Origin of the sequence: Delftia acidovorans SPH-1 (genome assembly GCF_000018665.1) — a bacterium.
In the GTDB taxonomy this organism is placed as follows: domain Bacteria; phylum Pseudomonadota; class Gammaproteobacteria; order Burkholderiales; family Burkholderiaceae_C; genus Comamonas; species Comamonas acidovorans.
In genome coordinates, this window is the sequence record NC_010002.1 from 2,678,906 (window position 1) to 2,701,985 (window position 23,080).

A 23,080-nucleotide genomic window follows, 5' to 3' on the forward strand; every position below is an offset into this window, starting at 1 on the left:
CTTCTCTAGATTGCCTAGCCTACTAGCGGGAGAGAACCGGGCTTGCGCTTGCGCACCAGTTCCAGAACTTCCCTGATTTCTTGGGTATCGAGTTCACCTTCAGGCTCCTTGCGGCGCAAGAAGAGGTCCATCAGGTCGTTGTCTGCCAGGTCCATCAAGGCAGACAGACCGCTCGCGTGTCTCCGCGTGAGCTGGTCTCCGTAGGTGGCGAAGAACTGCGCGATGAACAGGTCGTTCTCGACCAGGCCACGCCGGCAGCGCCAGCGCAGCAGGTCTCGCTCGCGTTCGTCGAGCAGAGTATTCGTCATGGTCATCAGATGGCCCGGCGGACCATCAGTTCCTTGATCTTGCCAATGGCCTGCGTGGGGTTCAGGTGCTTGGGGCACACGTCCACGCAGTTCATGATGGTGTGGCAACGGAAGAGGCGGTACGGATCTTCCAGGTTGTCAAGGCGGTCACCCGTGGCCTCGTCGCGGCTGTCCGCGATGAAGCGGTAGGCCTGCAGCAGGCCGGCCGGGCCCACGAACTTGTCGGGGTTCCACCAGAAGCTGGGGCAGCTGGTGGAGCAGCTGGCGCACAGAATGCACTCGTACAGGCCGTTGAGCTCTTCGCGCTCTTCAGGCGACTGCAGGCGTTCCTTGGTGGGAGACGCGAAGCTGTCGTTCTGCAGGTACGGCTTGATCGAGTGGTACTGCTTGAAGAACTGCGTCATGTCCACGATCAGGTCGCGGATCACGGGCAGGCCGGGCAGGGGCTTGAGAACGATGTCGCCCTGCAGGGTCTTCATGTTCGTCAGGCAGGCCAGGCCGTTCTTGCCATTGATGTTCATCGCGTCCGAGCCGCACACGCCTTCGCGGCAGGAGCGGCGGAACGAGATGGAGGGGTCCATCTCCTTGAGCTTGACCAGGGCGTCCAGCAGCATGCGCTCGTGGCCGTCCAGCTCGACCTCGACGGTCTGCATGTAGGGCTTGGCATCCTTGTCCGGGTCGTAGCGGTAGATCTTGAAAGTGCGCTTCATTTGTCTGTTCTCTCGTGGGCTGCTGGATTAGAACGTGCGGACCTTGGGCGGCACGCTGTCCACCGTGAGGGGCTTCAGGTTCACGGGCTTGTAGTCCAGGCTGTTGGTGGCGCTGTACCACAGGGTGTGCTTGAGCCATTCCTTGTCATTGCGGCCCAGCGGGAACTCGGCGTGGTCGGCAGGATGCTCGTAGTCGTACACGGTGTGGGCGCCGCGGCATTCGTGGCGGGCAGCGGCCGAGATCATGGTGGCCTGGGCCACTTCGATCAGGTTGTCCACTTCCAGCGCTTCCATGCGGGCGGTGTTCCAGACCTTGGACTTGTCCTTGAGGGTCACGGAGCCCACGCGTTCGCGGATGGCGTTGATCTTGACTTCGCCTTCGTCCATGCTCTTTTGCGTGCGGAACACGCCGGCATGCTGCTGCATGGTGGCGCGGATGTCGCCAGCCAGGTCCTGGGCGTAGGTGCCTTCCTTGGAGTCGTCGAGCTGGTTCAGGCGCGTGAGCGTGCGCTCGGAGCCATCGGCCGGCACGGCCTTGTGGTCGCCGAAGCCGTTGACGAACTGCACGATGTGCTTGCCGGCCGACTTGCCGAAGACCAGCAGGTCCAGCAGCGAGTTCGTGCCCAGGCGGTTGGCGCCGTGCACCGACACGCAGGAGCATTCGCCCACGGCATAGAGGCCATTGACCACGTTGTTCTGCTGGCCGTCCCACACCACGACCTGGCCGTTGATGTTGGTGGGAATGCCGCCCATCTGGTAGTGGATGGTGGGCACCACGGGAATCGGTTCCTTGGTGATGTCCACGTTGGCGAAGTTGTGGCCGATCTCTTCCACCGAAGGCAGGCGCTTGCGGATGGTGTCTGCACCCAGGTGGTCCAGCTTCATCAGGATGTAGTCCTTGTTGGGACCACAGCCACGGCCTTCCTTGATTTCCTGGTCCATGGAGCGGGACACGAAGTCGCGCGGTGCCAGATCCTTCAGCGTGGGAGCGTAGCGCTCCATGAAGCGTTCGCCTTCGCTGTTGAGCAGGATGGCGCCTTCGCCACGGCAGCCTTCGGTCAGCAGCACGCCCGCGCCGGCCACGCCGGTGGGGTGGAACTGCCAGAACTCCATGTCCTGCAGCGGGATGCCTGCGCGTGCAGCCATGCCCAGGCCGTCGCCGGTGTTGATGAAGGCATTGGTCGATGCCTGGAAGATGCGGCCAGCGCCACCCGTGGCCAGCAGCACGGCCTTGGCGTGCAGCTCGTACAGGTCGCCGGTTTCCAGTTCGATGGCGGTCACGCCGACCACGTCGCCCTGGGTGTTGCGGATCAGGTCCAGCGCCATCCACTCCACGAAGAAGTTGGTCTTGGACTTGACGTTCTGCTGGTACAGCGTGTGCAGCATGGCGTGGCCGGTACGGTCGGCCGCGGCGCAGGCGCGCTGCACGGGCTTTTCACCGTAGTTGGCCGTGTGGCCGCCGAAGGGACGCTGGTAGATGGTGCCGTCGGGGTTGCGGTCGAACGGCATGCCGAAGTGTTCCAGCTCGATCACGACGTTGGGCGCTTCGCGGCACATGAACTCGATCGCATCCTGGTCGCCGAGCCAGTCGGAGCCCTTGATGGTGTCGTAGAAGTGGTAGTGCCAGTTGTCCTCGCTCATGTTGCCCAGCGAAGCGGACACGCCGCCCTGCGCAGCCACGGTGTGCGAGCGCGTGGGGAAGACCTTGGACAGCGAGGCCACGGACAGGCCGGCGCGCGACAGTTCCAGCGCGGCACGCAGGCCGGAGCCGCCAGCGCCGACGATGACGACGTCAAACTTGCGCTTGGTGATGTTTGCTTTGGAGTAGCTCATTCTTAACCTTCAATCGTGGAGACCGCGTCTCTATCAGATACGCCACAGGATCTGGATGCCCCAGCCGGCGCAGCCGACGAGCCAGACCAGGGTGAAAACGTTCAGCACCAGGCGCAGGCCCACGGGCTTGACGTAGTCCATCCAGATGTCGCGCACGCCGACCCAGACGTGCCAGGCCAGCGAGACGATCACGGCGAAGGTCAGGAACTTCATCCACTGCGGGGCAAAGATGCCGGCCCACAGGTCATAGCCGACGGAGCCGGTGCTGAAGATCAGCTTGGCCAGCAGCACGATGGTGAACAGTGCCATCAGCACGCCGGTGACGCGCTGCACCATCCAGTCGCGGATGCCGTAGTGCGCACCGACCACGGTGCGCTTGGAGCCGTAATTCACGGACATGGTTCTTTTTCCTTATCGTGAGGGAGAGATCGTGAATCAGTACAGGCCGAACAGCTTGGCACCCAGGATCAGGGTCAGGCCAACGCTCAGGACCAGCACCACCAGGGCCGAGGACTTGCCGAACTGCTTGTTGACGGCGTGGTGGTTCACATCCATGAACAGGTGGCGGACGCCGGCGCAAAAGTGGTGCAGGTAGGCCCAGATCAATGCCAGGCACACGAGCTTGAGGAACCATCCGAAGGGACCCGCGAAAACCGAGGTGAAGCCGTCGAAGGAGATCTCCGAAGTCAGCGACATGTCCATCATCCACAGGATGAAAGGCAGCAGGATGAACATCAGCAGGCCGCTGATGCGGTGCAGGATGGACACGATGCCGGCCGGCGGCAACCGGTAGGTGGGGAGGTCCTTGAAGAAGTTGATGTTGCGGAACTCTGGCCGCTTTTTGGCTTGCTCAGTCATGGCAGGGTACTTTCGTGGATGTAACTGCTTCGTAATCGCTCAGGGGCGGCGATGCAAAATTCTATTGCAATGCAATAAAAACAGCTTTGCTGGGAATTGCGTATTTTCGCCCGCTTCTCTGGGGAACGGATCGTTCAGCTCAGCGCGTTGCGGTAGTGATGGGTGTCGGTGCGGTACAGGCCACGGCGTAACTCCATGGGAACATCGTTGTATGTGTAAGCGGTGCGCTCCACGCTCAGCAGGGGCGTGGTGCTGGGGACATCCAGCAGCAGGGCCTGTTCTGCCTCTGGCAGGACGGCGCGGATCTTTTCGTCGGCGCGCACCATGCGCACGCCGTAGTCCAGCTCGAACATGGCGTAGGTGGGGCCCTGGTAGGCTGACATCTGCTCGGCGGTCAGGCCCTTGAAGGCGTGGCCCGGCAGCCAGATGTCTTCCAAAATGGTCGGGATTGCGGAGAACGACAGCACGCGGCGCACATGCATCACGGCGTCGCCGCTGCGCAGCGCCAGGCCGCGCGCCACGTCCGCCGATGCGCGCAGGCGCCGGCAGTCGATGATGCGGCGCTCGGCACGGCCCTCGCCCTGCTGGTCGCCGCCGTCCGGCTGCAGCTTGAGGAAGCGGTACTGCACATGCTGGGCCGCGTGGGTGGCCACGAAGGTGCCCTTGCCCTGGCGGCGCATCACCAGGTTCTCTGCCGCCAGCTCGTCGATGGCCTTGCGCACCGTGCCCTGGCTCACGCGAAAGCGCGCCGCCAGCTCCATCTCGCTGGGAATCAGTTCGCCGGGCCGCCATTCGCCTGCTTCAAGGCTCTGCAGTATCAGTCCCTTGATCTGCTGATACAAAGGGCTGAAGGCCGGGGTCGATGCGCCCGCGCCGATGGTGGGGGCAGCGTTGTCTGAGGCGAGGGGAGGCAGGACTGGCATGGAAAAGTTCGGGGTGGGGAGGCTCCCGGCGACGCAGATGAAAGACTTGGAAACAGACGTCGATCATATCTTATATAAGACATAAGACAAATTGACCGGGCTTCGAAATCGGGAGTACACTTTCGCGTTGTTTGCGGAGCACGGGCTGCTGGTTTCTGACGCTGGTGCGACCTGGCGCCGATAACACCTGATTTTTTCCCCATCCCTGGAGTTTCATCATGAGCAAGAAGCCCGTTCGTGTCGCCGTCACCGGTGCCGCCGGTCAAATTGGTTACGCCCTGCTGTTCCGCATCGCCTCCGGCGAAATGCTGGGTAAGGACCAGCCCGTCATTCTGCAACTGCTGGAGATTCCCGACGAGAAGGCCCAGAACGCGCTCAAGGGCGTGATCATGGAACTCGAAGACTGCGCCTTCCCCCTGCTGGCCGGCATCGAAGCCCACTCCGACCCCCTGCAAGCCTTCAAGGACACCGACTACGCCCTGCTGGTCGGCGCGCGTCCCCGCGGCCCCGGCATGGAACGTGCCGACCTGCTGGCTGCCAACGCACAGATCTTCACGGCCCAGGGCAAGGCGCTGAACGCCGTGGCCTCGCGCAACGTGAAGGTGCTGGTCGTCGGCAACCCCGCCAACACCAACGCCTACATCGCCATGAAGTCGGCTCCGGACCTGCCGGCCAAGAACTTCACCGCCATGCTGCGCCTGGACCACAACCGCGCTGCATCGCAGCTGGCTGCCAAGGCCGGCTTCAAGGTGGGCGACATCCGCAAGCTGACCGTCTGGGGCAACCACTCGCCCACGATGTACGCCGACTACCGCTTCGCCACCGTCAACGGTGAAAGCGTCAAGGCCAAGATCAACGACCAGGCCTGGAACAAGGACGTGTTCCTGCCCACCGTCGGCAAGCGTGGCGCCGCCATCATTGCCGCCCGCGGCCTGTCCTCGGCTGCCTCGGCTGCCAACGCGGCCATCGACCACATGCGCGACTGGGCCCTGGGCTCGGGCGGCGAATGGGTCACCATGGGCGTGCCCTCCAACGGCGAATACGGCATCCCCGCCGGCATCGTCTTCGGCTTCCCGGTCACCACCGAGAACGGCGAGTACAAGATCGTCGAAGGCCTGGAAATCGACGCCTTCTCGCAAGAGTGCATCGACAAGACCCTGGCCGAGCTGCAAGGCGAACAGGACGGCGTCAAGCACCTGCTGTAAGCCGCCGGCAAGCCATGCTCGACTGGAATCCCGCGCTTTACCTGCGTTTCGCCAATGAGCGTACGCGCCCCGCAGCCGAGCTGCTGGCGCGTGTGCCCTTGGCCCAGGCCCGCCATGTGGTGGACCTGGGATGCGGGCCGGGCAATTCCACCGAGCTGCTTGCACAGCGCTATGCCGGTGCCACGATCACCGGCATAGACAACTCCCAGGCGATGCTGGCCACCGCGCGCCAGCATCTGCCTGAGGCCCGCTTCACGCTGGCCGACATTGCTTCCTGGACGCCCGCCCCCGGCGAGAGCGCTCCCGACCTGATTTATGCCAATGCCTCCCTCCAGTGGGTGGGGGAGCATGAAACGCTGATACCCCGCCTGTTCGCCCAACTGGCGCCAGGGGGCGTGCTGGCGATACAGATGCCCGACAACCGGCAGGAAGCCACGCACCGCGTGATGCGCGAGATTGCCAGCCTGCCCAAGTTTGCCGCCTACATCGGCGATGCCGCCAAGGTGCGGGCCGACATCCTGCCCATCCGCAGCTACTACGACCTGCTGGCCGGCCCGCAGGAGCAGGCCGGCGTCGAGGCCGGCGCCGTCGATGTCTGGCACACCGTCTACCAGCATCCGATGGACTCGGCCGGCGCCATCGTCCAGTGGCTGCGCGGCACCGGCCTCAAGCCCTTCGTCGAGGGGCTGCCCGAAGCCCTGCAGGCCGACTTCCTCACCGAATACGAAAACCGCGTGGACGCCGCCTACGGCGTGCGCGCCGACGGCCGGCGCCTGCTGGCCTTCCCCCGCCTGTTCATCGTCGCCCAGCGCAAGCCATGACCGCCGCCACGTCCACACCCTCTCGCGCACACCCGGCCCAGGTGCTGCTCGATGCGCAGGGCGGTGCCCTGCACCTGCCCGTCTGCGACCATTACAGCGGCGTGGAAGTGCGCATGCGCAAGAGCCTGCAGCTGCAGGCCGAGATGATGGCCGAGTTCGGCACCTGCGTCTTCGACGTCACGCTGGACTGCGAGGATGGCGCCCCCGTGGGCCAGGAGGCGGCCCATGCGCGCCTGGTAGCCTCGCTGGCGCGCGATGCCGCGCCCGGTGCCCGCGTGGCTGCGCGCGTGCATGCAGTGGACCACGCCAGCTTCGCGCAGGACCTGGACATCATCGTCGGCGAGGCCGGCGACCGCCTGTGCCACCTCATGCTGCCCAAGGTGGAAAGCGTGGACGACGTGCTGCTGGCCGAGCGGCATCTGGGCCGACTGGGCTGCCGCGAACTGCCGCTGCATGTGCTCATCGAGTCGCCCGCTGCCGTGCACCGTGCCTTTGACATTGCCGCACACCCGCGCGTGCAGAGCATTTCCTTCGGCCTGATGGACTTCGTCTCGGCCCATGGCGGCGCGATTCCTGCCTCGGCCATGGGCTCGGCCGGCCAGTTCGACCATCCGCTGGTCGTGCGTGCCAAGCTGGAGATCGCAGCCGCCTGCCACGCGCACGGCAAGGTGCCTTCGCACTGCGTGGTCACCGAATTCAGGAATCCACAGGCGCTGCAGGCCGCTGCCACACAGGCGTCACGGCGGCTCGGCTATACCCGCATGTGGAGCATCCACCCGGACCAGATCCGCCCCATCCTCGCCGCCTTCGCGCCCCAGGCCGACGAAGTGGCGCAGGCCGCACAAATACTTACCGCCGCCGAGGCCGCCGATTGGGCGCCCGTCAGCGTGGATGGTGTATTACATGACCGGGCGAGCTACCGCTATTTCTGGCAGTTGCTCACACGTGCCCACCAGACCGGCCAGGCGCTGCCCCCACAGGTGCAGCCCTGGTTTGCATCAGAATCACTTGCCTAGCCCGCACAGGGAATTTGCAGGAGCCCAACGCATGAAGACAGTTATCGCCTCCATCCTGATCGCAGCACCCCTGATGGCCTTGGCCCAGGGCGCGACCACCGCCGACACCGCCAAGAAGGCTCCGGCCAAGGCCGCCGCCAAGCCTGCAGCCAAAAAGGCACCCGCCAAGAAGCCCGCCGCCAAGACCACGGCCAAGGCCGCTGCCGGCGCCGCCGCTGTCGGCGGTGCAGCCGCCGTGGCGGTTGCTGCCCAGCAGCCGCTGTCCGCCGAAGACCTGGCCATTTCCGAGCGCGTGCACACCGGCCGCATCCCCTGCGAGCTGGGCGCCTTCGTCAATGTGACGGCCGACCAGGCCAACCCGGGTTACTTCAACATCGACGGCAAGGGCTTCAAGTACCACATGTCGCCCGTCAAGACCTCGACCGGCACCGTGCGCCTGGAAGACAAGCATGCCGGCGCCGTCTGGCTGCAGATCGCCAACAAATCGATGCTCATGAACCAGAAGGTCGGCCAGCGCCTGGCCGACGAATGCATGAGCCCCGATCAGCTTCAGGTGGCCGAGGCCATCAAGAAGAACCCGCCTCCCAGCCTGCTGGAAGCACCCAAGCCCGCCGGCCAGTAATCCAGGCCCGGGCCTGAGCGTCCCGCAAGCAGCCCCACTTTAGAAAACCATGGAGAGAGAATCATGTTGAAAGCCTACCGTGACCACGTGGCCGAACGCGCCGCGCTCGGTATCCCCCCGCTGCCGCTGGAAGCCAAGCAGGTTGCCGAACTGATCGAGCTGATCAAGAACCCGCCCGCTGGCGAGGACGCCTTCCTGCTCGACCTGCTCACGCACCGCGTTCCTCCGGGCGTGGACGATGCCGCCAAGGTCAAGGCCAGCTTCCTGGCAGCCGTGGCCCACGGTGACATCCAGGTGGCTCTCATCTCCAAGGCCAAGGCTACCGAGCTGCTGGGCACCATGGTGGGCGGCTACAACGTGCATCCCCTGATCGAGCTGCTGGACGACGCCGAAGTCGCCGGAGTGGCCGCCGATGCGCTGAAGAAGACGCTGCTGATGTTCGACTTCTTCAACGACGTGGCCACCAAGGCCAAGGCCGGCAACGCCAAGGCCCAGGAAGTCATGAAGAGCTGGGCTGACGCCGAGTGGTTCACCTCGCGCCCCGAAGTGGACAAGAAGATCACCGTCACCGTCTTCAAGGTGCCCGGCGAGACCAACACCGACGACCTGTCGCCCGCGCCCGATGCCTGGAGCCGTCCGGACATCCCGCTGCACTACCTGGCCATGCTCAAGAACACCCGTCCCGACGCGGCCTTCAAGCCCGAGGAAGACGGCAAGCGCGGCCCGATGCAGTTCATCGACGACCTCAAGAAGAAGGGCCACCTGGTCGCCTACGTGGGCGACGTGGTCGGCACCGGCTCCTCGCGCAAGTCGGCCACCAACTCCATCGTCTGGGCCACGGGCCAGGACATCCCCTTCGTGCCCAACAAGCGCTTCGGCGGCGTGACCCTGGGCGGCAAGATCGCTCCCATCTTCTTCAACACGCAGGAAGATTCGGGCTCGCTGCCCATCGAAGTCGATGTCACCAAGCTGGAGATGGGCGACGTCATCGACGTGCTGCCCTATGACGGCAAGCTGGTCAAGAACGGCGAGACCGTCGCCGAGTTCCAGCTCAAGAGCGACGTGCTGTTCGACGAAGTGCGCGCCGGCGGCCGCATCAACCTGATCATCGGCCGCTCGCTGACCGCCAAGGCCCGCGAGTTCCTGGGCCTGTCCGCATCCACCGTGTTCCGCCTGCCCCAGGCGCCCGCTGCTTCGAACGCCGGCTTCACGCTGGCCCAGAAGATGGTCGGCCGCGCCGTCGGCCTGCCGGAAGGCCAGGGCGTGCGCCCCGGTACCTACTGCGAGCCGCGCATGACCACCGTGGGTTCGCAGGACACCACCGGCCCCATGACCCGCGACGAGCTCAAGGATCTGGCCTGCCTGGGCTTCTCGGCCGACATGGTCATGCAGTCCTTCTGCCACACGGCTGCCTACCCCAAGCCCGTGGACGTCAAGACGCACCGCGAGCTGCCTGCCTTCATCAGCAACCGCGGCGGCGTGGCCCTGCGTCCCGGTGACGGCGTGATCCACTCCTGGCTCAACCGCCTGCTGCTGCCCGACACCGTGGGCACGGGCGGTGACTCGCACACGCGCTTCCCCATCGGCATCTCCTTCCCCGCAGGTTCCGGCCTGGTGGCCTTCGGCGCCGCCACGGGCGTGATGCCCCTGGACATGCCCGAGTCCGTGCTCGTGCGCTTCAAGGGCGAAATGCAGCCCGGCGTCACCCTGCGTGACCTCGTGCATGCCATTCCCCTGTACGCCATCAAGGCAGGCGCACTGACCGTGGCCAAGGCCGGCAAGAAGAACATCTTCTCGGGCCGCATCCTGGAAATCGAAGGTCTGCCCGACCTGAAGGTGGAACAGGCCTTCGAGCTGTCCGACGCCTCGGCCGAGCGCTCGGCTGCCGGCTGCACGATCAAGCTCAACCCCGAGCCGATCAAGGAGTACCTGACCTCGAACATCGTTCTGATGAAGAACATGATCGCCGACGGCTACGCCGACGCCAAGACGCTGCAGCGCCGCATCGAGAAGGTCGAAGCCTGGCTGGCCAAGCCCGATCTGCTCGAAGCCGACAAGGACGCCGAATACGCTGCCGTGTTCGAGATCGACCTGGCCGACATCAAGGAACCCATCGTCTGCTGCCCCAACGATCCCGATGACGCCAAGTTCCTGTCCGAAGTGGCCGGCACCAAGATCGATGAAGCCTTCATCGGTTCGTGCATGACCAACATCGGCCACTTCCGCGCAGCAGCCAAGCTGCTGGGCGGCCAGCGCGACATCCCCGTCAAGCTGTGGGTGGCTCCGCCCACCAAGATGGACCAGAACGAGCTGATCAAGGAAGGCCACTACGCCGCCTTCGGCACGGCCGGTGCCCGCACCGAAATGCCGGGCTGCTCGCTGTGCATGGGCAACCAGGCCCAGGTCCGCGAAGGCGCGACGGTGATCTCCACCTCGACCCGCAACTTCCCCAACCGCCTGGGCAAGAACACCAACGTGTTCCTGGGCTCGGCCGAGCTGGCCGCCATCGCATCGCGCCTGGGCAAGCTGCCCACCAAGGAGGAGTACCTCAAGGAAATGGGCGTGATCGATGCCGACAAGTCCAGCGTCTACCGCTACATGAACTTCGACCAGATCGAAGAGTACGCGGACGTGGCCAGGGGCGTGAGCGCCTGAGTCCGGCCTGATCCGGCTCCATGAGCAAAGCCCGCTTCGGCGGGCTTTGTCTTTTGCGATGGGTCTGTCTGGGCATCTGGCATGTCTGCAAGCATGCTTTTGAGCATGTGCTAACGTGGAAACCAAGTGAACCAGTGGAGCCTCGCCATGAGCCGCCTGACCATCGACATGACCCCGCAGCAGCACCAAAGCCTCCAGGCGTCTGCTGCTTTGCAAGGCAAAACGATCGAGCAATATACGCTTGAGCGGCTTTTTCCCGGCGACGCGGACGCCGGTCAGGCGTGGCAGGAACTGGCGGCCGTGCTGGGAGAGCGCATCAATGAAGGACTTGCTGGCAAGGTCTCCGGCAAGAGCATTGGAGAGATTCTTGATGAAGAGCTGGGCGAGGGGCGGCGTTGAGACACTACCGGCTCACCGCTGCGGCAGAGGCCGACCTGCGCGGCATCATCCGCCATACGCGCAGGCAATGGGGCGATGAACAGGTAAGGCAATACATCAGTGCATTGGAGCGGGGGATTGCCGGCCTGGTGGCAGGAAAGGCAGGCGTCAAGGACCTCGGCGAAGTCTTCCCCGGCTTGCGCGTGGCCCGTTGCGAACATCACCATGTGTTTTGCCTGCTGCGCGAAGATGCGCCCGCCTTGGCGGGCTTTTTGGTGACTGTGGCCTTGCCGTGCCCATCGCACTAGCCGGCTGAGTGGATTCAGCCCGGGTGCTTTTCCGTGCTTTCGGCGCTCTGCCGCAGCTCCTGCGCCGATACGTGCACGATTTGCCCATCACGCACGATGACGATGCCGGTATCCGTCTGGATGGCTGTCTTGCGGGCCAGCGCAGCGGCGCGCTGCAACGCAGCCATCGATGCGCGCAGGTCGGGGTTCTTGGCTGTGGAAATGTCGGGTGTCTTCATGTGTTCTCTCTCCATTCGAGCAGCACTGGCATGGCTCCCGCATTGTCGTACAAAGCCCATGTATCGACTTTGGCCTTGTAGTGCTGGTCGAAATTGGAACGTCCGGCGGCAAAACGGCGGCGGATGACTGGCTCTGGGATGTCATGCCCGCCCTGGCTCACACGCTCCGCAACGCGATCCACAGCGGCCTGCGCGTTGGGCAAGGCCAGAAAGTACAGATCAACGCGGTAGCCCTGCGAGCGCCAATGGTCGATATGCCGCAGGTAGCCCAGGCCTGAAAGAGTGGTCTCGAAAGCAAAGCTGTCACCACGATCAGCGCAAGCGGCCATTTCGTCCAGCATCAAGCGTCCTGCCTTGATGGCGGCCGTCTCTGGTGCGAAGGGGGATAGTCCAGCCGCGATCAGGTCTGCATTGATGAAGCGGGGGCACTGAGCCTCCTGTGGCAGGAAAGAGCGGGCGAACGTGGTTTTACCCGCACCGTTGGGGCCCGCAATGATGATGATTTTCTTGTCCATAGGCATGGTCTTTCGCTCCACCTCGCCCCTGCGGCGAAAGCGGGCTCTTTCACGGGTGCTTTGCAGTTCCTGATCTCAATTGGCTCAGCAACACTTGGGTTGCGGTATCCGCTGGAAAGAACGACTCCACGGCCAGCTCCTGCAGCGTCACATCCACCGGCGTGCCGAAGATGGTGATGGTGCTGATGAAGTTCAGGCGGCCATGGTCGGTGTCCAGCGCGAAGGGCACGGCGATGTGGCTGGCAGGTGCTGCGCCATGTGAGTCCGCTTCATCTTCCTTGAACGGGTAGGCGGCAATCTCGTCGTGCAGCGCCTGCAACTGCGCATCCGACGTGGCGGCAATCTGCTGCTGCAGGCGGTGCAGCAGATGCGCGCGCCAATGGGCTGCGTTGGCCAGGCTCGGGCCCAGGCCTTCGGGGTGCAGGCTCAGGCGCAGCACATTGACGGGCGGCTCCAGCAGCCAGGGCGCCACGCCGGCCAGCAGCAGCGGCACGATGGCGTTGGCGGCCACCAGGTTCCAGTGCCGGTCCACGGCCAGGGCGGGATTGGGTTCGTGGCCCTTGAGCACCAGGTCCACGGCCTGGCGCGCGGCGGCCAGGTCCGGGTGGTCCAGCGGCCGGGCCTGGTACATGGGCGCATAGCCTGCGGCCACCAGCAGGGCATTGCGCTCGCGCAGCGGCACGCCCAGGCGCTCCACCAGGCGCAGCACCATCTCGCGGCTGGGCTGGGCGCGGCCGGTTTCCACATAGCTCAGGTGGCGCGTGGAGATCTCGGCCTCCAGCGCCAGGCCCTGCTGGCTCAGGCGGCGGTGCTGGCGCCAGTGGCGCAGATGGTCGCCGAAGGGCGAGCGCGCGGACGGTGGATGGGCGGTGGAGGTCATGGTCCGCATCGTAGCGGCGGGGCCGGCGTGCCGGCCATGACCTGCGAGGTTATCGACCCTGTGCAGCCTGCGGCGGACCATGCAGTCCATGGCATGCACGGTGTGTGCCTGTTGCTCTCAAGGAGTTCGCCATGTCGATGTTTGCTTCCCCCCGTTTCCTGCCCCGCGTGATGTGGGCCGATGCTGCTTCCTGCGCCGCCTCGGGCGCCTTGCAACTGGTGGCGGGGCAGCCGCTGTCGGATGTGACGGGGTTGCCTCTGGCGCTGCTGCAGTCCACAGGCTGGTTTTTGCTGGGCTATGCGCTGCTGGCTGCGTGGATGGCGGCGCGCTCGCCTGTGCCGCGGCGGTTGATCGGGCTGGTGGTTGTGGGGAATTTGGGGTGGGCTGTGGGCTGTGTTGCGCTGTTGGCGTTTGGTGGGTTGGGGTTGTCTGCCTGGGGGGTGGCGTGGGTGTTGGGGCAGGCGCTGGTGGTTGTGGTGTTGGCTGAGTTGCAGTGGACTGGGTTGAGGCGCACGCGGGATGTGGTTGGCGGTGCGCGGTCCGTGGTTGTCGGGTGATGGGACTGTTTCTGCCCCTGCCGGGGGGTGTTTTTTCGAGGCCGGGTCTCGGCCCGGCAGCCGACCTACCTTTCTTTGATTCGTCAAAGAAAGGTAGGCCAAAGAAAGACGACCCGGATGCCCGCGACCCCTTCGCTGCGCTGCGGGGCAACCTGCGTCGGGCCGCCTGCGGGGTTCGCCGTGAAACTCACTTCGCGCTGCGCGCTACGTTCAAACAATCACGGCGAGTCAGATCACGAGGCAGTCCTGTCCTTCGGCAGGACTGCAACCCCGCAGGCGGCCCGACGCAGGCGCTGGCATACGGGGGGGCTGGTGCGGGCCTTTGCTGCGCTCGGCCCGGTTCAGGGGGCTGTGCTGCTTTTGACGTGGTGGGAGCAGCCCACGGCGACGACTTCGCCGCTGGTTTCGCTGGCCAGCATGTCGGCGCTGTTGCGGATGGTGCGCAGGGCGCTGGCGAGCACGTCCAGGCGGTTGCTGGTCTCGGGCGTTTCCAGCCACAGCAGGGCCATGCGGGAGAGTGCCGAGATCTCGGCACAGCCTTGCTGCACCAGGCGGTCCACCTCGGTCACGACCTGGGTGAAATGCTCGGCGCTGGGTGGGGGTCTGGGTGTCATGGCTCGGCTCTCCGTGCAAAGGTGAGGCGGGCCATCGAGAGGGATGCGATGTACATGGTTCCGTGCTCCTATTCGAGACTGAACCACCAGGCCGGGTTTTCAAGCACAGCAATGGTGGACGGGATGTTGAAAACACGAGAATAGTCGTGCGGGCAGCCTTGCGGTGAGCCCCATCCCGTCCCAAACCGTTCGGATGCAGGCAAGCGCCCACGATCCAAGCAAATCAGACGTGACAAGGCCTCGCTATCGGGGAGGCCGCTCCGCTATTCTTCAAAGGTGTTTTCAAGCACCGGCCCCGTGACAGGGGGTTGGAGCGGATTGTGGCACAGAGCCTGTGGCCGGTTCGATGACAGCCCCGTGAAAGCCTGCCGCTTTTTCCGCGCGGACAGCGTTGTCCGCGTGTGACTATCGCCAATGGACCACAGCATCCGCGGGCACTTCTGGGCACAATGGAAATCAGAGTCTTGGTGCATGCCCAGCAGCCCGGAAAAGGCGGCGCGCATGTGCCTTCCCAGAGTTTCATCCAGGAGTCTCACGATGCGCCACGAATATGAAAACACCCTCAAGTCCTTTGCTGCGGCGGGGGGCAAGAAGGGCAAGTTCTTCTCCCTGCCTGAACTGGCAAGGCAATATCCACAGGTCCGGCGATTGCCCGTGTCGCTGCGCATCGTGCTGGAGTCCGTGCTGCGCAACTGCGATGGCAACAAGGTGACGCGCGAGCATGTGGAGCAGCTGGCGAACTGGAAGCCCCAGGCCGAGCGCGTGGACGAGATCCCCTTCGTGGTATCGCGCGTGGTGCTGCAGGATTTCACGGGCGTGCCGCTGCTGGCCGACCTGGCCGCCATGCGCAGCACGGCCGCCAGGCTGGGCAAGAAGCCCAAGTCCATCGAGCCGCTGGTGCCCGTGGACCTGGTGGTGGACCACTCCATCATGGTGGACTACTTCGGCACCAAGAAGGCGCTGGACCTGAACATGAAGCTGGAGTTCCAGCGCAACAAGGAGCGCTACCAGTTCATGAAGTGGGGCATGCAGGCCTTCGACACCTTCGGCGTGGTGCCGCCGGGCTTCGGCATCGTGCACCAGGTGAACCTGGAGTACCTGGCGCGCGGCGTGCACAAGACCAGGGACGGCGTGCACTACCCCGACACCCTGGTGGGCACGGACAGCCACACGACCATGATCAACGGCATCGGCGTGGTGGGCTGGGGCGTGGGCGGCATCGAGGCCGAGGCGGCCATGCTGGGCCAGCCGGTGTACTTCCTCACGCCCGATGTGGTGGGCTTCGAGCTGTCGGGCCAGCTGCGCGAGGGCGTGACGGCCACGGACCTGGTGCTGTCGGTGACCGAGATCCTGCGCCGCGAGAAGGTGGTGGGCAAGTTCGTGGAGTTCTTCGGCGAAGGCACGCGCACCCTGGCGCTGCCCGACCGCGCCACCATCGGCAACATGGCGCCCGAGTACGGCGCCACCATGGGCTTTTTCCCCGTCGATGAAAAAACCATCGACTACTTCAAGGGCACGGGCCGCAGCAAGGCCGAGATCGAGGCCTTCGAGGGCTATTTCCGCGCGCAGGAACTGTTTGGCGTGCCGGCCGCCGGCGAGATCGACTACTCGCATGTGGTGCGCCTGGACCTGGGCACGGTGGCGCCCAGCCTGGCCGGACCCAAGCGCCCGCAGGACCGCATCGAGCTGGGCAATGTGTCGTCCAAGTTCGATGAGCTGTTCAGTGCCCCTGCGGCGCACAACGGGTTCAACCAGCCGATCGAACGGCTGGGCCGGAGCTTTCCCGTAGGCGGTGGCGGCGAGGGCGAGGTGGCGCCCGAGACGCCGGCCCATCCGCCCGGCGCGCAGCGCTCGCTGGCCGAGATGGAGGCCAACAAGCCCAAGCTGGAGGCCGCCCACAGCGAGGCACCGGTCGATGCCCCTACGCCGCCCAAGCGCCTGAGCATCGCCAACGGCGACGTGCTGATTGCCGCCATCACCAGCTGCACCAACACCTCCAACCCCAGCGTGATGCTGGCCGCCGGCCTGCTGGCCAAGAAGGCGGTGAAGGCCGGGCTCACGGTGCAGCCGCACATCAAGACCTCTCTGGCGCCGGGCTCGCGCGTGGTGACCGAGTATTTGACCGAGGCCGGCCTGCTGCCCTACCTGGAAAAGCTGGGCTTTGCGCTGGCCGGCTACGGCTGCACCACCTGCATCGGCAACGCGGGCGACCTCACGCCGGAGCTCAACGAGGCCATCACCAGCAACGACCTGGTCTGCGCGGCCGTGCTGTCGGGCAACCGCAACTTCGAGGCGCGCATCCACCCCAACATCAAGGCCAACTTCCTGGCCAGCCCGCCCCTGGTCGTGGCCTATGCCATTGCCGGCACGGTGCGCCGCGACCTGATGACCGAGCCCGTGGGCCAGGGCAAGAACGGCCGTGACATCTACCTGGGCGACATCTGGCCGACCAGCGAAGAGATCCACGCGCTGATGAAGTACGCCATGAACGGCAAGGCCTTCCGCGAGAACTACGAGAAGGTGCGCTCCGAGCCCGGCAAGCTCTGGGAAAAGATCCACGGCGTGACGGGCGCCACCTATACCTGGCCCGAGAGCACCTACATCGCCGAGCCGCCGTTCTTCGACGGCTTCCGGCTTGAGCTGGAAGCGCCTGCCGCCGGTGCCGCCGGCGCCGAAGGCTCCAACCCCTACGTGGTGCACGGCGCGCGCGTGATGGCGCTGTTCGGCGACTCCATCACCACCGACCACATCTCGCCGGCCGGCTCCATCAAGGAAAGCTCGCCCGCAGGCCAGTGGCTGCTGGCCCACGGCGTGCAAAAGGCCGACTTCAACAGCTACGGCTCGCGGCGCGGCAACCATGAGGTGATGATGCGCGGCACCTTTGCCAACGTGCGCATCAAGAACCTGATGATTCCGGCACAGGCCGATGGCTCGCGCGAGGAGGGCGGCCTGACGCTGTACCGCGACGGCACGGGCCAGGTCACCAAGATGCCCATCTACGACGCGGCCATGAAGTACCAGGCCGAGGGCCGCGCCACCGTGATTTTCGCGGGCGAGGAATACGGCACGGGATCGAGCCGCGACTGGGCCGCCAAGGGCACGCAGCTGCTGGGCATCAAGGCCGTGGTGGCGCGCAGCTTCGAGCGCATCCACCGCTCCAACCTGGTGGGCATGGGCGTGCTGCCGCTGCAGTTCCTGGGCACGGACAGCTGGCAGACCCTGGGCCTGACGGGCGAGGAGTTCGTGGAAGTGATTCCCGCCGCCGACCTGGCACCGCAAAGCGAGGCCCAGCTGGTGATCACGCGTGCCGATGGCAGCAAGCAGACCGTGGTGGTCAAGCTGCGCATAGACACACCCATCGAGGTGGACTATTACAAGCACGGCGGCATCCTGCCGTACGTTCTCAGGCAGCTCCTTGAATGAAGTTGGAAACCCCCTGAGCCGCTATGCGGCTTCCCCCTGCAAGGGGGACGACACCCTGGCGGCGGGGCGGCCCTTGCTCGGTGTCCCTCGCTTTTGGGCCACGCCAGTTGTGGACATGGTGAACTGAGCAAGGGTGTGGCGTTTATGGCTGCTGCCCCAGCCTGCGCACGCTGTCGCGCAGGTGGGCCAGCAGCGATTCGACCAGGGGCTGCACATGGCCCGGATGCCACATGGCCTGCATCTGCGACTGCGGGTGCCGGCCCTGGATGGGCACGAAGGCCAGCCCCGGAAAGCCCACGCGCTGCAGACAGGACGGAACCAGGGACACGCCCTGGTCCAGCGACACCATGGACAGCACGGACAGCCAGTGCCGCACCTCGTGGTGCAGGTCGGGCGTGAAGCCTTCGCTCTGGCAGATCTGCCAGATCTGCTGGTGGTAGTCGGGCGAGACCTGGCGCGAGAACAGCACCATGCGCTCACCCGCCAGCTGGCGCACCTGCAGCGTGCGCTGGCCGGCCAGCGCATGGCCTGCGGGCAGGCAGGCCATGAAGGGCTCGCTCACCAGGGTGTGTGATTGCAGGCCGGGCGCGGGGCGCGTGGCGTGCAGCAGGCCCAGGTCCAGGCGTTCCTGCTGCAGGCCGGCGATCTGCTCTGCGCTGTTGAGCTCCAGCATGTCGATGCGCACCAGCGGGTGCCGGGCGCGAAAGCTCTCCAGCGCCTCGGGCAGCCCGCGGTAGATGGCCGAACCCACAAAGCCCAGCCGGATGCGGCCCTGCACGCCGTCGGCGATGGCGCGCATGTCCTGGCGCACGCGCTGGGCCTGTTCCATGATGTCCTGGGCCTGCACGCGCAGGTGCTTGCCGGCGGCCGTGAGCCGCACCTCCTTGCTGGTGCGCTCGAACAGCTGGGCGCCCAACTCTTCCTCCAACTGGCGGATGGCCACGCTCAGCGGCGGCTGGGAGATGGACAGGCGCTGGGCTGCGCGGCTGAAGTGCAGCTCCTCGGCCAGCACCAGAAAGTACCTCAGTTGTCTCAGCTCCATGGCGTTCTATCCGGTTTGACTATTGATCAATACGTTATCAATATTTGACTCGAATAGAACTGTTTCCAAGAATGGGGGCATCCCCAAGACCCGGAGCCCATGCGCCCGGGCCCGGTTCCCGCACAGGAGACAGACCATGAACCCCGAACCGCAGGCGCTGGCCGCCATGCAGTCTTCCCCCGCCCAGGCTTTCCAGGCCGTGCCCGACCGCCACGGCAGCAACCTGTACACCACCGATTCGCAGTTGCAGCCCCTGCTGGCGCTGTACCTGCCGCCCGAGGTGAACGCGCACCTGCAGCCCTATCTGGAGCGCATGGGTGCGCTGGCCGGCCGCGAGATCGATGAATGGGCACTGACCGCCGACCGCAACCCGCCCGAGCTGGAGCACCGCGACCGCACGGGGCGCGATGCGCAGCGCATCGTCAAGCACCCGGCCTATGTGGAGATGGAGCGCATTGCCTATGGCGAGTTCGGCCTGGCCGTCATGTCGCACCGCACGGGCGTGCTGGGATGGGATGGCAAGCTGCCGCCGCTGGCCAAGTACGCGCTGACCTATCTGTTCGTGCAGGCCGAGTTCGGCCTGTGCTGCCCGCTGTCCATGACGGACTCGCTGGCGCGCACGCTGCGCAAGTACGGCGAGCCGGCCCTGGTCGAAAAGTACTGGCCGCGCATGACGCAGCTGCGCTTCGAGGACCAGGCCCAGGGCGCCATGTTCATGACCGAGCAGGCTGCCGGCTCCGACATCTCCAACACCCAGACGCTGGCCCGCCCGGCCGCCGACGGCAGCTGGCGCCTGTCGGGCGACAAGTGGTTCTGCTCCAACCCCGATGCCGACTTCGCCATGGTGCTGGCGCGCGTGGAAGGCGCGCCGGCTGGCATGAAGGGCATCTCGCTGTTCCTGCTGCCGCGCCGGCTGGACGATGGCTCGGCCAACCACTACCGCATCGTGCGCCTCAAGCACAAGCTGGGCACGCGCTCCATGGCCAGCGGCGAGATCGTGCTCGACGGCGCCGTCGCCTACCTGGTGGGCGAGCAGGGCCGGGGCTTCGTGCAGATGGCCGACATGGTGAACAACTCGCGCCTGTCCAACGGCGTGCGCTCGGCCGGGCTGATGCGCCGCGCCGTGGCCGAGGCCGAGTACGTGGCGCGCGAGCGCCGCGCCTTCGGCAAGGCCCTGCAGGACATGCCGCTGATGCAGCGCCAGCTCGACAAGCTGCGCATCTACTCCGAGCAGGCCCGCACCATGGTGTTGCAGACGGCCCAGGCGCTGCAGCGTTCGGACGCAGGCGAAGACGGCGCCTACGCGCTGCTGCGCATCCTCACGCCCATGATCAAGTTCCGCGCCTGCCGGGACGCGCGCAAGGTCACGGGCGATGCCATGGAAGTGCGCGGCGGATGCGGCTACATCGAGGAGTGGAGCGACCCGCGCCTGGTGCGCGACTCCCACCTGGGATCGATCTGGGAAGGCACCAGCAACATCGTGGCGCTGGACGTGATCCGCGCCATCAAGCGCGAAGGCTCGCTGCCCGTGCTGCGCGACCACGCAGCCCAGCTGCTGGCCCAGACCGAGGCGGCCACGGACTTCAAGGCCGCACTGTCGGCCAGCATGGACAAGGCTGCGGCCCTGGCCCTGCGCGCGGCCGAGGAGGGTGGTGACCGCCTGGCGCGCGCCGCCGCTTCGGGCCTGTACCACTGCTTCACGGCCACGGCCATGGCCTGGGAAGCCTCTTGCACACGCAGTGCCGAACGCATGCGTTGGGCCCAGCTGGTGCTGCTGCACCGCGTGCTGCCGCGCGACCCGCTGGCGGCAGGCGACCTGCCCGAAGGCTGGACACGCTGAGCCCATCGACCGCACCGACCCAGAACACACATCCCGTCCACAGGGATGACCGCACAAGTACCGGAGACAAACACCATGCCTTGCACTGACCAGAAGCCGTCTTTCCAGAAACGCCGATTCCTGTGGGCCTGTGCGCTCGCCGCCACCGCCGCGCTGCCGGCCGCCGCACTGGCCGAGCGCTTTCCCGAGCGGCCCATCAGCTTCGTCGTTCCCTTCCCGCCCGGCGGGCCCACGGACGCCATGGCCCGCACGCTGGCGATATCGCTGACCGAGACGCTGGGCCAGAGCGTGATCGTGGAGAACAAGGCCGGTGCGGGCGGCAACATCGGCGCCGACTTCGTGGCCCGCGCCAGGCCCGACGGCTACACCATCATGTTCGGCACCTCGGGGCCGCTGGCCATCAACAAGCACCTGTACCGCAAGATCAACTACGACCCGCAGACCAGCTTCGCGCCCATCATCCGCGTGGGCCACCTGCCCAATGTGCTGGTGGTCAATCCGGCGACCAAGGCCACCACCGTGCAGGAGCTGATCGCGCAGGACAAGGCCAAGCCGGGCAGCCTGGACTATGCGTCCTCGGGCAACGGCGCCTCCTCGCACCTGGCGGGCGTGCTGTTCAACAAGATGGCCGGCACCTCGCTGCAGCACATCCCGTACAAGGGCACGGGCCCGGCGCTCAACGACCTGCTGGCGGGGCAGGTGAACATGACCTTCACCGACATCCTCACCGCCATGCCCTACATCAAGGCCGGCAAGTTCAAGGCCATTGGCGTGGCCACGGAAAAGCGCTCCCAGGCCATGCCCGACATCCCCACCATCGCCGAGCAGGGCCTGCCCGGCTACGACGTGAGCGTGTTCTTCGGCGTGGTGGCACCTGCCGGCACGCCGGCCGACCGCATCGAGACGCTGAACGCGGCCTTCCGCAAGGCCCTGAGCAGCGAGCGCATCCGCAAGACCTTTGCCGACCAGGGGCTGGAGCCGGCATCGGATCTGTCGCCAGCGGGGCTGTCGACCTTCATCGCGCAGGAAGTGACCAAGTGGAAGGCCGTGGTCGATGCCTCCGGCGCGAAGCTCGACTGAACAGATGGAGAACACCCCCTGAGCGGCTACGCCGCTTCCCCCTCTCTCGCACGCGGGAGTGGGACGGCGCCTTCGCTGCGGGGCGGCCCTTGCTGGGCGCCCCGGTGGCTTGAAGCACGCCAGTCTTGCACCTTGTGCCAATGAAGAAAGAAACTTTATGAGCAGAGCCAATGGTGCCCTTCAGGGCATCCGTGTCCTCGACCTCTCCCGCATTCTTGGTGGCCCGCTGTGCGGCCAGATCCTGGGCGACCACGGCGCCGACGTTCTCAAGGTGGAGCCGCCGCAGGGCGACGATACGCGCGCCTGGGGGCCGCCGTTCCAGGACGGTGTGTCCTCCTACTACCGGGGCCTGAACCGCAACAAGCGGCTGCAGTTCCTGGACCTGTCGCAGTCTGAAGGGCAGCAGGCCGTGCTGGCTTTGATGGAGCAGGCCGACGTGGTGGTGGAGAACTTCAAGATCGGCACCATGGAGAAATGGGGCATTGGCTGGGAGCAGGTGCGCGAGCGCTTTCCGCGCCTCATCTGGTGCCGCGTCAGCGGCTTCGGCGCCGATGGCCCGCTGGGCGCCTGGCCCGGCTATGACGCGGCCATCCAGGCCATGACGGGGCTGATGAGCGTCAACGGCGAGGCCGGCGGCGATCCGCTGCGCGTGGGCCTGCCCGTGGTGGACATGGTCACGGGCATGAATGGCGTCATCGGCGTGCTGCTGGCGCTGCAGGAGCGCCAGCGCAGCGGTCTGGGCCAGCTGGTCGATGTCTCGCTGTACGACAGCGGCATCTCGCTGCTGCACCCGCATGCGGGCAACTGGTTCATGAGCGGCAGGACGCCGGGGCGCTCGGGCAACGCCCATCCCAACATCTATCCCTACGACAGCTTTGCCACGGGCACCACGCCGGTCTTCCTGGCCGTGGGCAACGACCGCCAGTTCCGCCTGCTGTGCGAGCACCTGGGATGCCCGCAACTGGTGGCCGACGAGCGTTTTGCCACGGCCGGCCAGCGCTCGCACCACCGCGATGCGCTCAAGCCGCTGCTGGAGCAGGCCCTGCAGGCCAGCGACGGCCCCGCGCTGGCCGATGCGCTGATGGCCATCGGCGTGCCCGCCGCGCCCGTGCTGGGCGTGGACGCGGCGCTCAACCACCCCCACACCCTGCACCGCGAGATGGTGGTGGAGATGGAGGGCGGCTACCGGGGCCTGGGCGCGCCCGTCAAGCTCAGTCGCACGCCGGCCAGCTACCGGCATGCGCCGCTGGCCGAGGGCGACAGTTTCGAGTGAG

23 protein-coding genes are annotated in these 23,080 nt (G+C 65.9%); 12 read left to right on the forward strand and 11 right to left on the reverse strand.

Annotated elements, in window-relative coordinates:
* Positions 1-14: 14 nt before the first annotated feature.
* The 6 genes from DACI_RS12110 to DACI_RS12135 all read right to left on the reverse strand — a co-directional run bounded on the left by DACI_RS12110 (position 15) and on the right by DACI_RS12135 (position 4,632).
* Positions 15-314, reverse strand: a complete 300-nt coding sequence (locus DACI_RS12110) for an FAD assembly factor SdhE (RefSeq protein WP_012204343.1) — start codon at positions 312-314, stop codon at positions 15-17.
* Positions 314-1,018, reverse strand: a complete 705-nt coding sequence (locus DACI_RS12115; RefSeq protein WP_012204344.1) for a succinate dehydrogenase iron-sulfur subunit — start codon at positions 1,016-1,018, stop codon at positions 314-316. Before DACI_RS12115 ends, DACI_RS12110 begins: the two co-directional genes overlap by 1 nt.
* Positions 1,019-1,045: 27 nt before the next feature.
* Positions 1,046-2,851, reverse strand: coding sequence for a succinate dehydrogenase flavoprotein subunit (gene sdhA, locus DACI_RS12120; protein ID WP_012204345.1), 1,806 nt, complete (start codon positions 2,849-2,851; stop codon positions 1,046-1,048).
* A gap of 33 nt (positions 2,852-2,884) precedes the next feature.
* A complete protein-coding gene (gene sdhD, locus DACI_RS12125) occupies positions 2,885-3,250 on the reverse strand; it encodes a succinate dehydrogenase, hydrophobic membrane anchor protein (RefSeq protein WP_012204346.1) in 366 nt (121 codons plus the stop codon).
* Between the two features lie 36 nt (positions 3,251-3,286).
* On the reverse strand, positions 3,287-3,709 hold the full coding sequence (sdhC, locus tag DACI_RS12130; protein WP_012204347.1) for a succinate dehydrogenase, cytochrome b556 subunit: 423 nt from the start codon (positions 3,707-3,709) through the stop codon (positions 3,287-3,289).
* 134 nt (positions 3,710-3,843) lie between these two features.
* Positions 3,844-4,632, reverse strand: coding sequence for a GntR family transcriptional regulator (locus DACI_RS12135; protein WP_012204348.1), 789 nt, complete (start codon positions 4,630-4,632; stop codon positions 3,844-3,846).
* Positions 4,633-4,850: 218 nt separating this feature from the next.
* On the opposite strand from DACI_RS12135, the gene DACI_RS12140 reads away from it, so the two are divergent.
* The 7 genes from DACI_RS12140 to DACI_RS12170 all read left to right on the forward strand — a co-directional run bounded on the left by DACI_RS12140 (position 4,851) and on the right by DACI_RS12170 (position 11,637).
* Positions 4,851-5,837, forward strand: a complete 987-nt coding sequence (locus DACI_RS12140) for a malate dehydrogenase (RefSeq protein ID WP_012204349.1) — start codon at positions 4,851-4,853, stop codon at positions 5,835-5,837.
* Between the two features lie 14 nt (positions 5,838-5,851).
* The gene (gene tam, locus DACI_RS12145; RefSeq protein ID WP_012204350.1) at positions 5,852-6,658 is read left to right on the forward strand and encodes a trans-aconitate 2-methyltransferase; all 807 of its coding nucleotides are present in this window, start codon (positions 5,852-5,854) and stop codon (positions 6,656-6,658) included.
* Positions 6,655-7,674 carry an HpcH/HpaI aldolase/citrate lyase family protein gene (locus tag DACI_RS12150; protein WP_012204351.1) on the forward strand — a complete coding sequence of 340 codons (1,020 nt, stop codon included), beginning with the start codon at positions 6,655-6,657 and terminating at the stop codon, positions 7,672-7,674. Before tam ends, DACI_RS12150 begins: the two co-directional genes overlap by 4 nt.
* Positions 7,675-7,705: 31 nt before the next feature.
* The gene (locus DACI_RS12155) at positions 7,706-8,296 is read left to right on the forward strand and encodes a hypothetical protein (RefSeq protein ID WP_012204352.1); all 591 of its coding nucleotides are present in this window, start codon (positions 7,706-7,708) and stop codon (positions 8,294-8,296) included.
* Between the two features lie 63 nt (positions 8,297-8,359).
* Positions 8,360-10,951: a bifunctional aconitate hydratase 2/2-methylisocitrate dehydratase gene (gene acnB, locus DACI_RS12160; RefSeq protein ID WP_012204353.1), complete on the forward strand. Its 2,592-nt coding sequence runs from the start codon at positions 8,360-8,362 to the stop codon at positions 10,949-10,951.
* A gap of 147 nt (positions 10,952-11,098) precedes the next feature.
* Positions 11,099-11,350: an antitoxin gene (locus tag DACI_RS12165; RefSeq protein WP_012204354.1), complete on the forward strand. Its 252-nt coding sequence runs from the start codon at positions 11,099-11,101 to the stop codon at positions 11,348-11,350.
* Positions 11,347-11,637 carry a type II toxin-antitoxin system RelE/ParE family toxin gene (locus DACI_RS12170; protein ID WP_012204355.1) on the forward strand — a complete coding sequence of 97 codons (291 nt, stop codon included), beginning with the start codon at positions 11,347-11,349 and terminating at the stop codon, positions 11,635-11,637. The genes DACI_RS12165 and DACI_RS12170 overlap by 4 nt, the downstream gene beginning before the upstream one ends.
* Before the next feature lie 14 nt (positions 11,638-11,651).
* Here the strand turns inward: DACI_RS12170 and DACI_RS12175 are convergent, their stop codons facing one another.
* From DACI_RS12175 to DACI_RS12185, 3 genes are read right to left on the reverse strand one after another with little or no spacing between them, the layout of a single operon-like run.
* Positions 11,652-11,855: a hypothetical protein gene (locus DACI_RS12175; protein WP_012204356.1), complete on the reverse strand. Its 204-nt coding sequence runs from the start codon at positions 11,853-11,855 to the stop codon at positions 11,652-11,654.
* Positions 11,852-12,376: a zeta toxin family protein gene (locus tag DACI_RS12180; protein ID WP_012204357.1), complete on the reverse strand. Its 525-nt coding sequence runs from the start codon at positions 12,374-12,376 to the stop codon at positions 11,852-11,854. The genes DACI_RS12175 and DACI_RS12180 overlap by 4 nt, the downstream gene beginning before the upstream one ends.
* Positions 12,377-12,419: 43 nt before the next feature.
* Positions 12,420-13,250: a helix-turn-helix domain-containing protein gene (locus DACI_RS12185; protein ID WP_043781309.1), complete on the reverse strand. Its 831-nt coding sequence runs from the start codon at positions 13,248-13,250 to the stop codon at positions 12,420-12,422.
* Positions 13,251-13,381: 131 nt separating this feature from the next.
* On the opposite strand from DACI_RS12185, the gene DACI_RS12190 reads away from it, so the two are divergent.
* Positions 13,382-13,807 carry a hypothetical protein gene (locus DACI_RS12190; RefSeq protein WP_012204359.1) on the forward strand — a complete coding sequence of 142 codons (426 nt, stop codon included), beginning with the start codon at positions 13,382-13,384 and terminating at the stop codon, positions 13,805-13,807.
* Between the two features lie 341 nt (positions 13,808-14,148).
* Here DACI_RS12190 and DACI_RS12195 read toward each other — a convergent pair whose 3' ends face one another.
* A complete protein-coding gene (locus DACI_RS12195; protein ID WP_012204360.1) occupies positions 14,149-14,421 on the reverse strand; it encodes a hypothetical protein in 273 nt (90 codons plus the stop codon).
* Positions 14,422-14,958: 537 nt separating this feature from the next.
* Between DACI_RS12195 and DACI_RS12205 the strand changes: the two genes are divergently transcribed.
* A complete protein-coding gene (locus tag DACI_RS12205; RefSeq protein WP_012204361.1) occupies positions 14,959-17,844 on the forward strand; it encodes an aconitate hydratase in 2,886 nt (961 codons plus the stop codon).
* 142 nt (positions 17,845-17,986) lie between these two features.
* Here the strand turns inward: DACI_RS12205 and DACI_RS12210 are convergent, their stop codons facing one another.
* The gene (locus tag DACI_RS12210) at positions 17,987-18,886 is read right to left on the reverse strand and encodes a LysR family transcriptional regulator (protein ID WP_012204362.1); all 900 of its coding nucleotides are present in this window, start codon (positions 18,884-18,886) and stop codon (positions 17,987-17,989) included.
* Positions 18,887-19,022: 136 nt separating this feature from the next.
* Here DACI_RS12210 and DACI_RS12215 point away from each other — a divergent pair, with 136 nt between their 5' ends.
* The 3 genes from DACI_RS12215 (at position 19,023) to DACI_RS12225 (ending at position 23,079) form a co-directional block, all read left to right on the forward strand.
* On the forward strand, positions 19,023-20,726 hold the full coding sequence (locus tag DACI_RS12215; RefSeq protein WP_012204363.1) for an acyl-CoA dehydrogenase family protein: 1,704 nt from the start codon (positions 19,023-19,025) through the stop codon (positions 20,724-20,726).
* Positions 20,727-20,801: 75 nt separating this feature from the next.
* Positions 20,802-21,806, forward strand: a complete 1,005-nt coding sequence (locus DACI_RS12220; protein ID WP_012204364.1) for a Bug family tripartite tricarboxylate transporter substrate binding protein — start codon at positions 20,802-20,804, stop codon at positions 21,804-21,806.
* A gap of 157 nt (positions 21,807-21,963) precedes the next feature.
* On the forward strand, positions 21,964-23,079 hold the full coding sequence (locus DACI_RS12225) for a CaiB/BaiF CoA transferase family protein (protein WP_012204365.1): 1,116 nt from the start codon (positions 21,964-21,966) through the stop codon (positions 23,077-23,079).
* Position 23,080 lies beyond the last annotated feature (1 nt).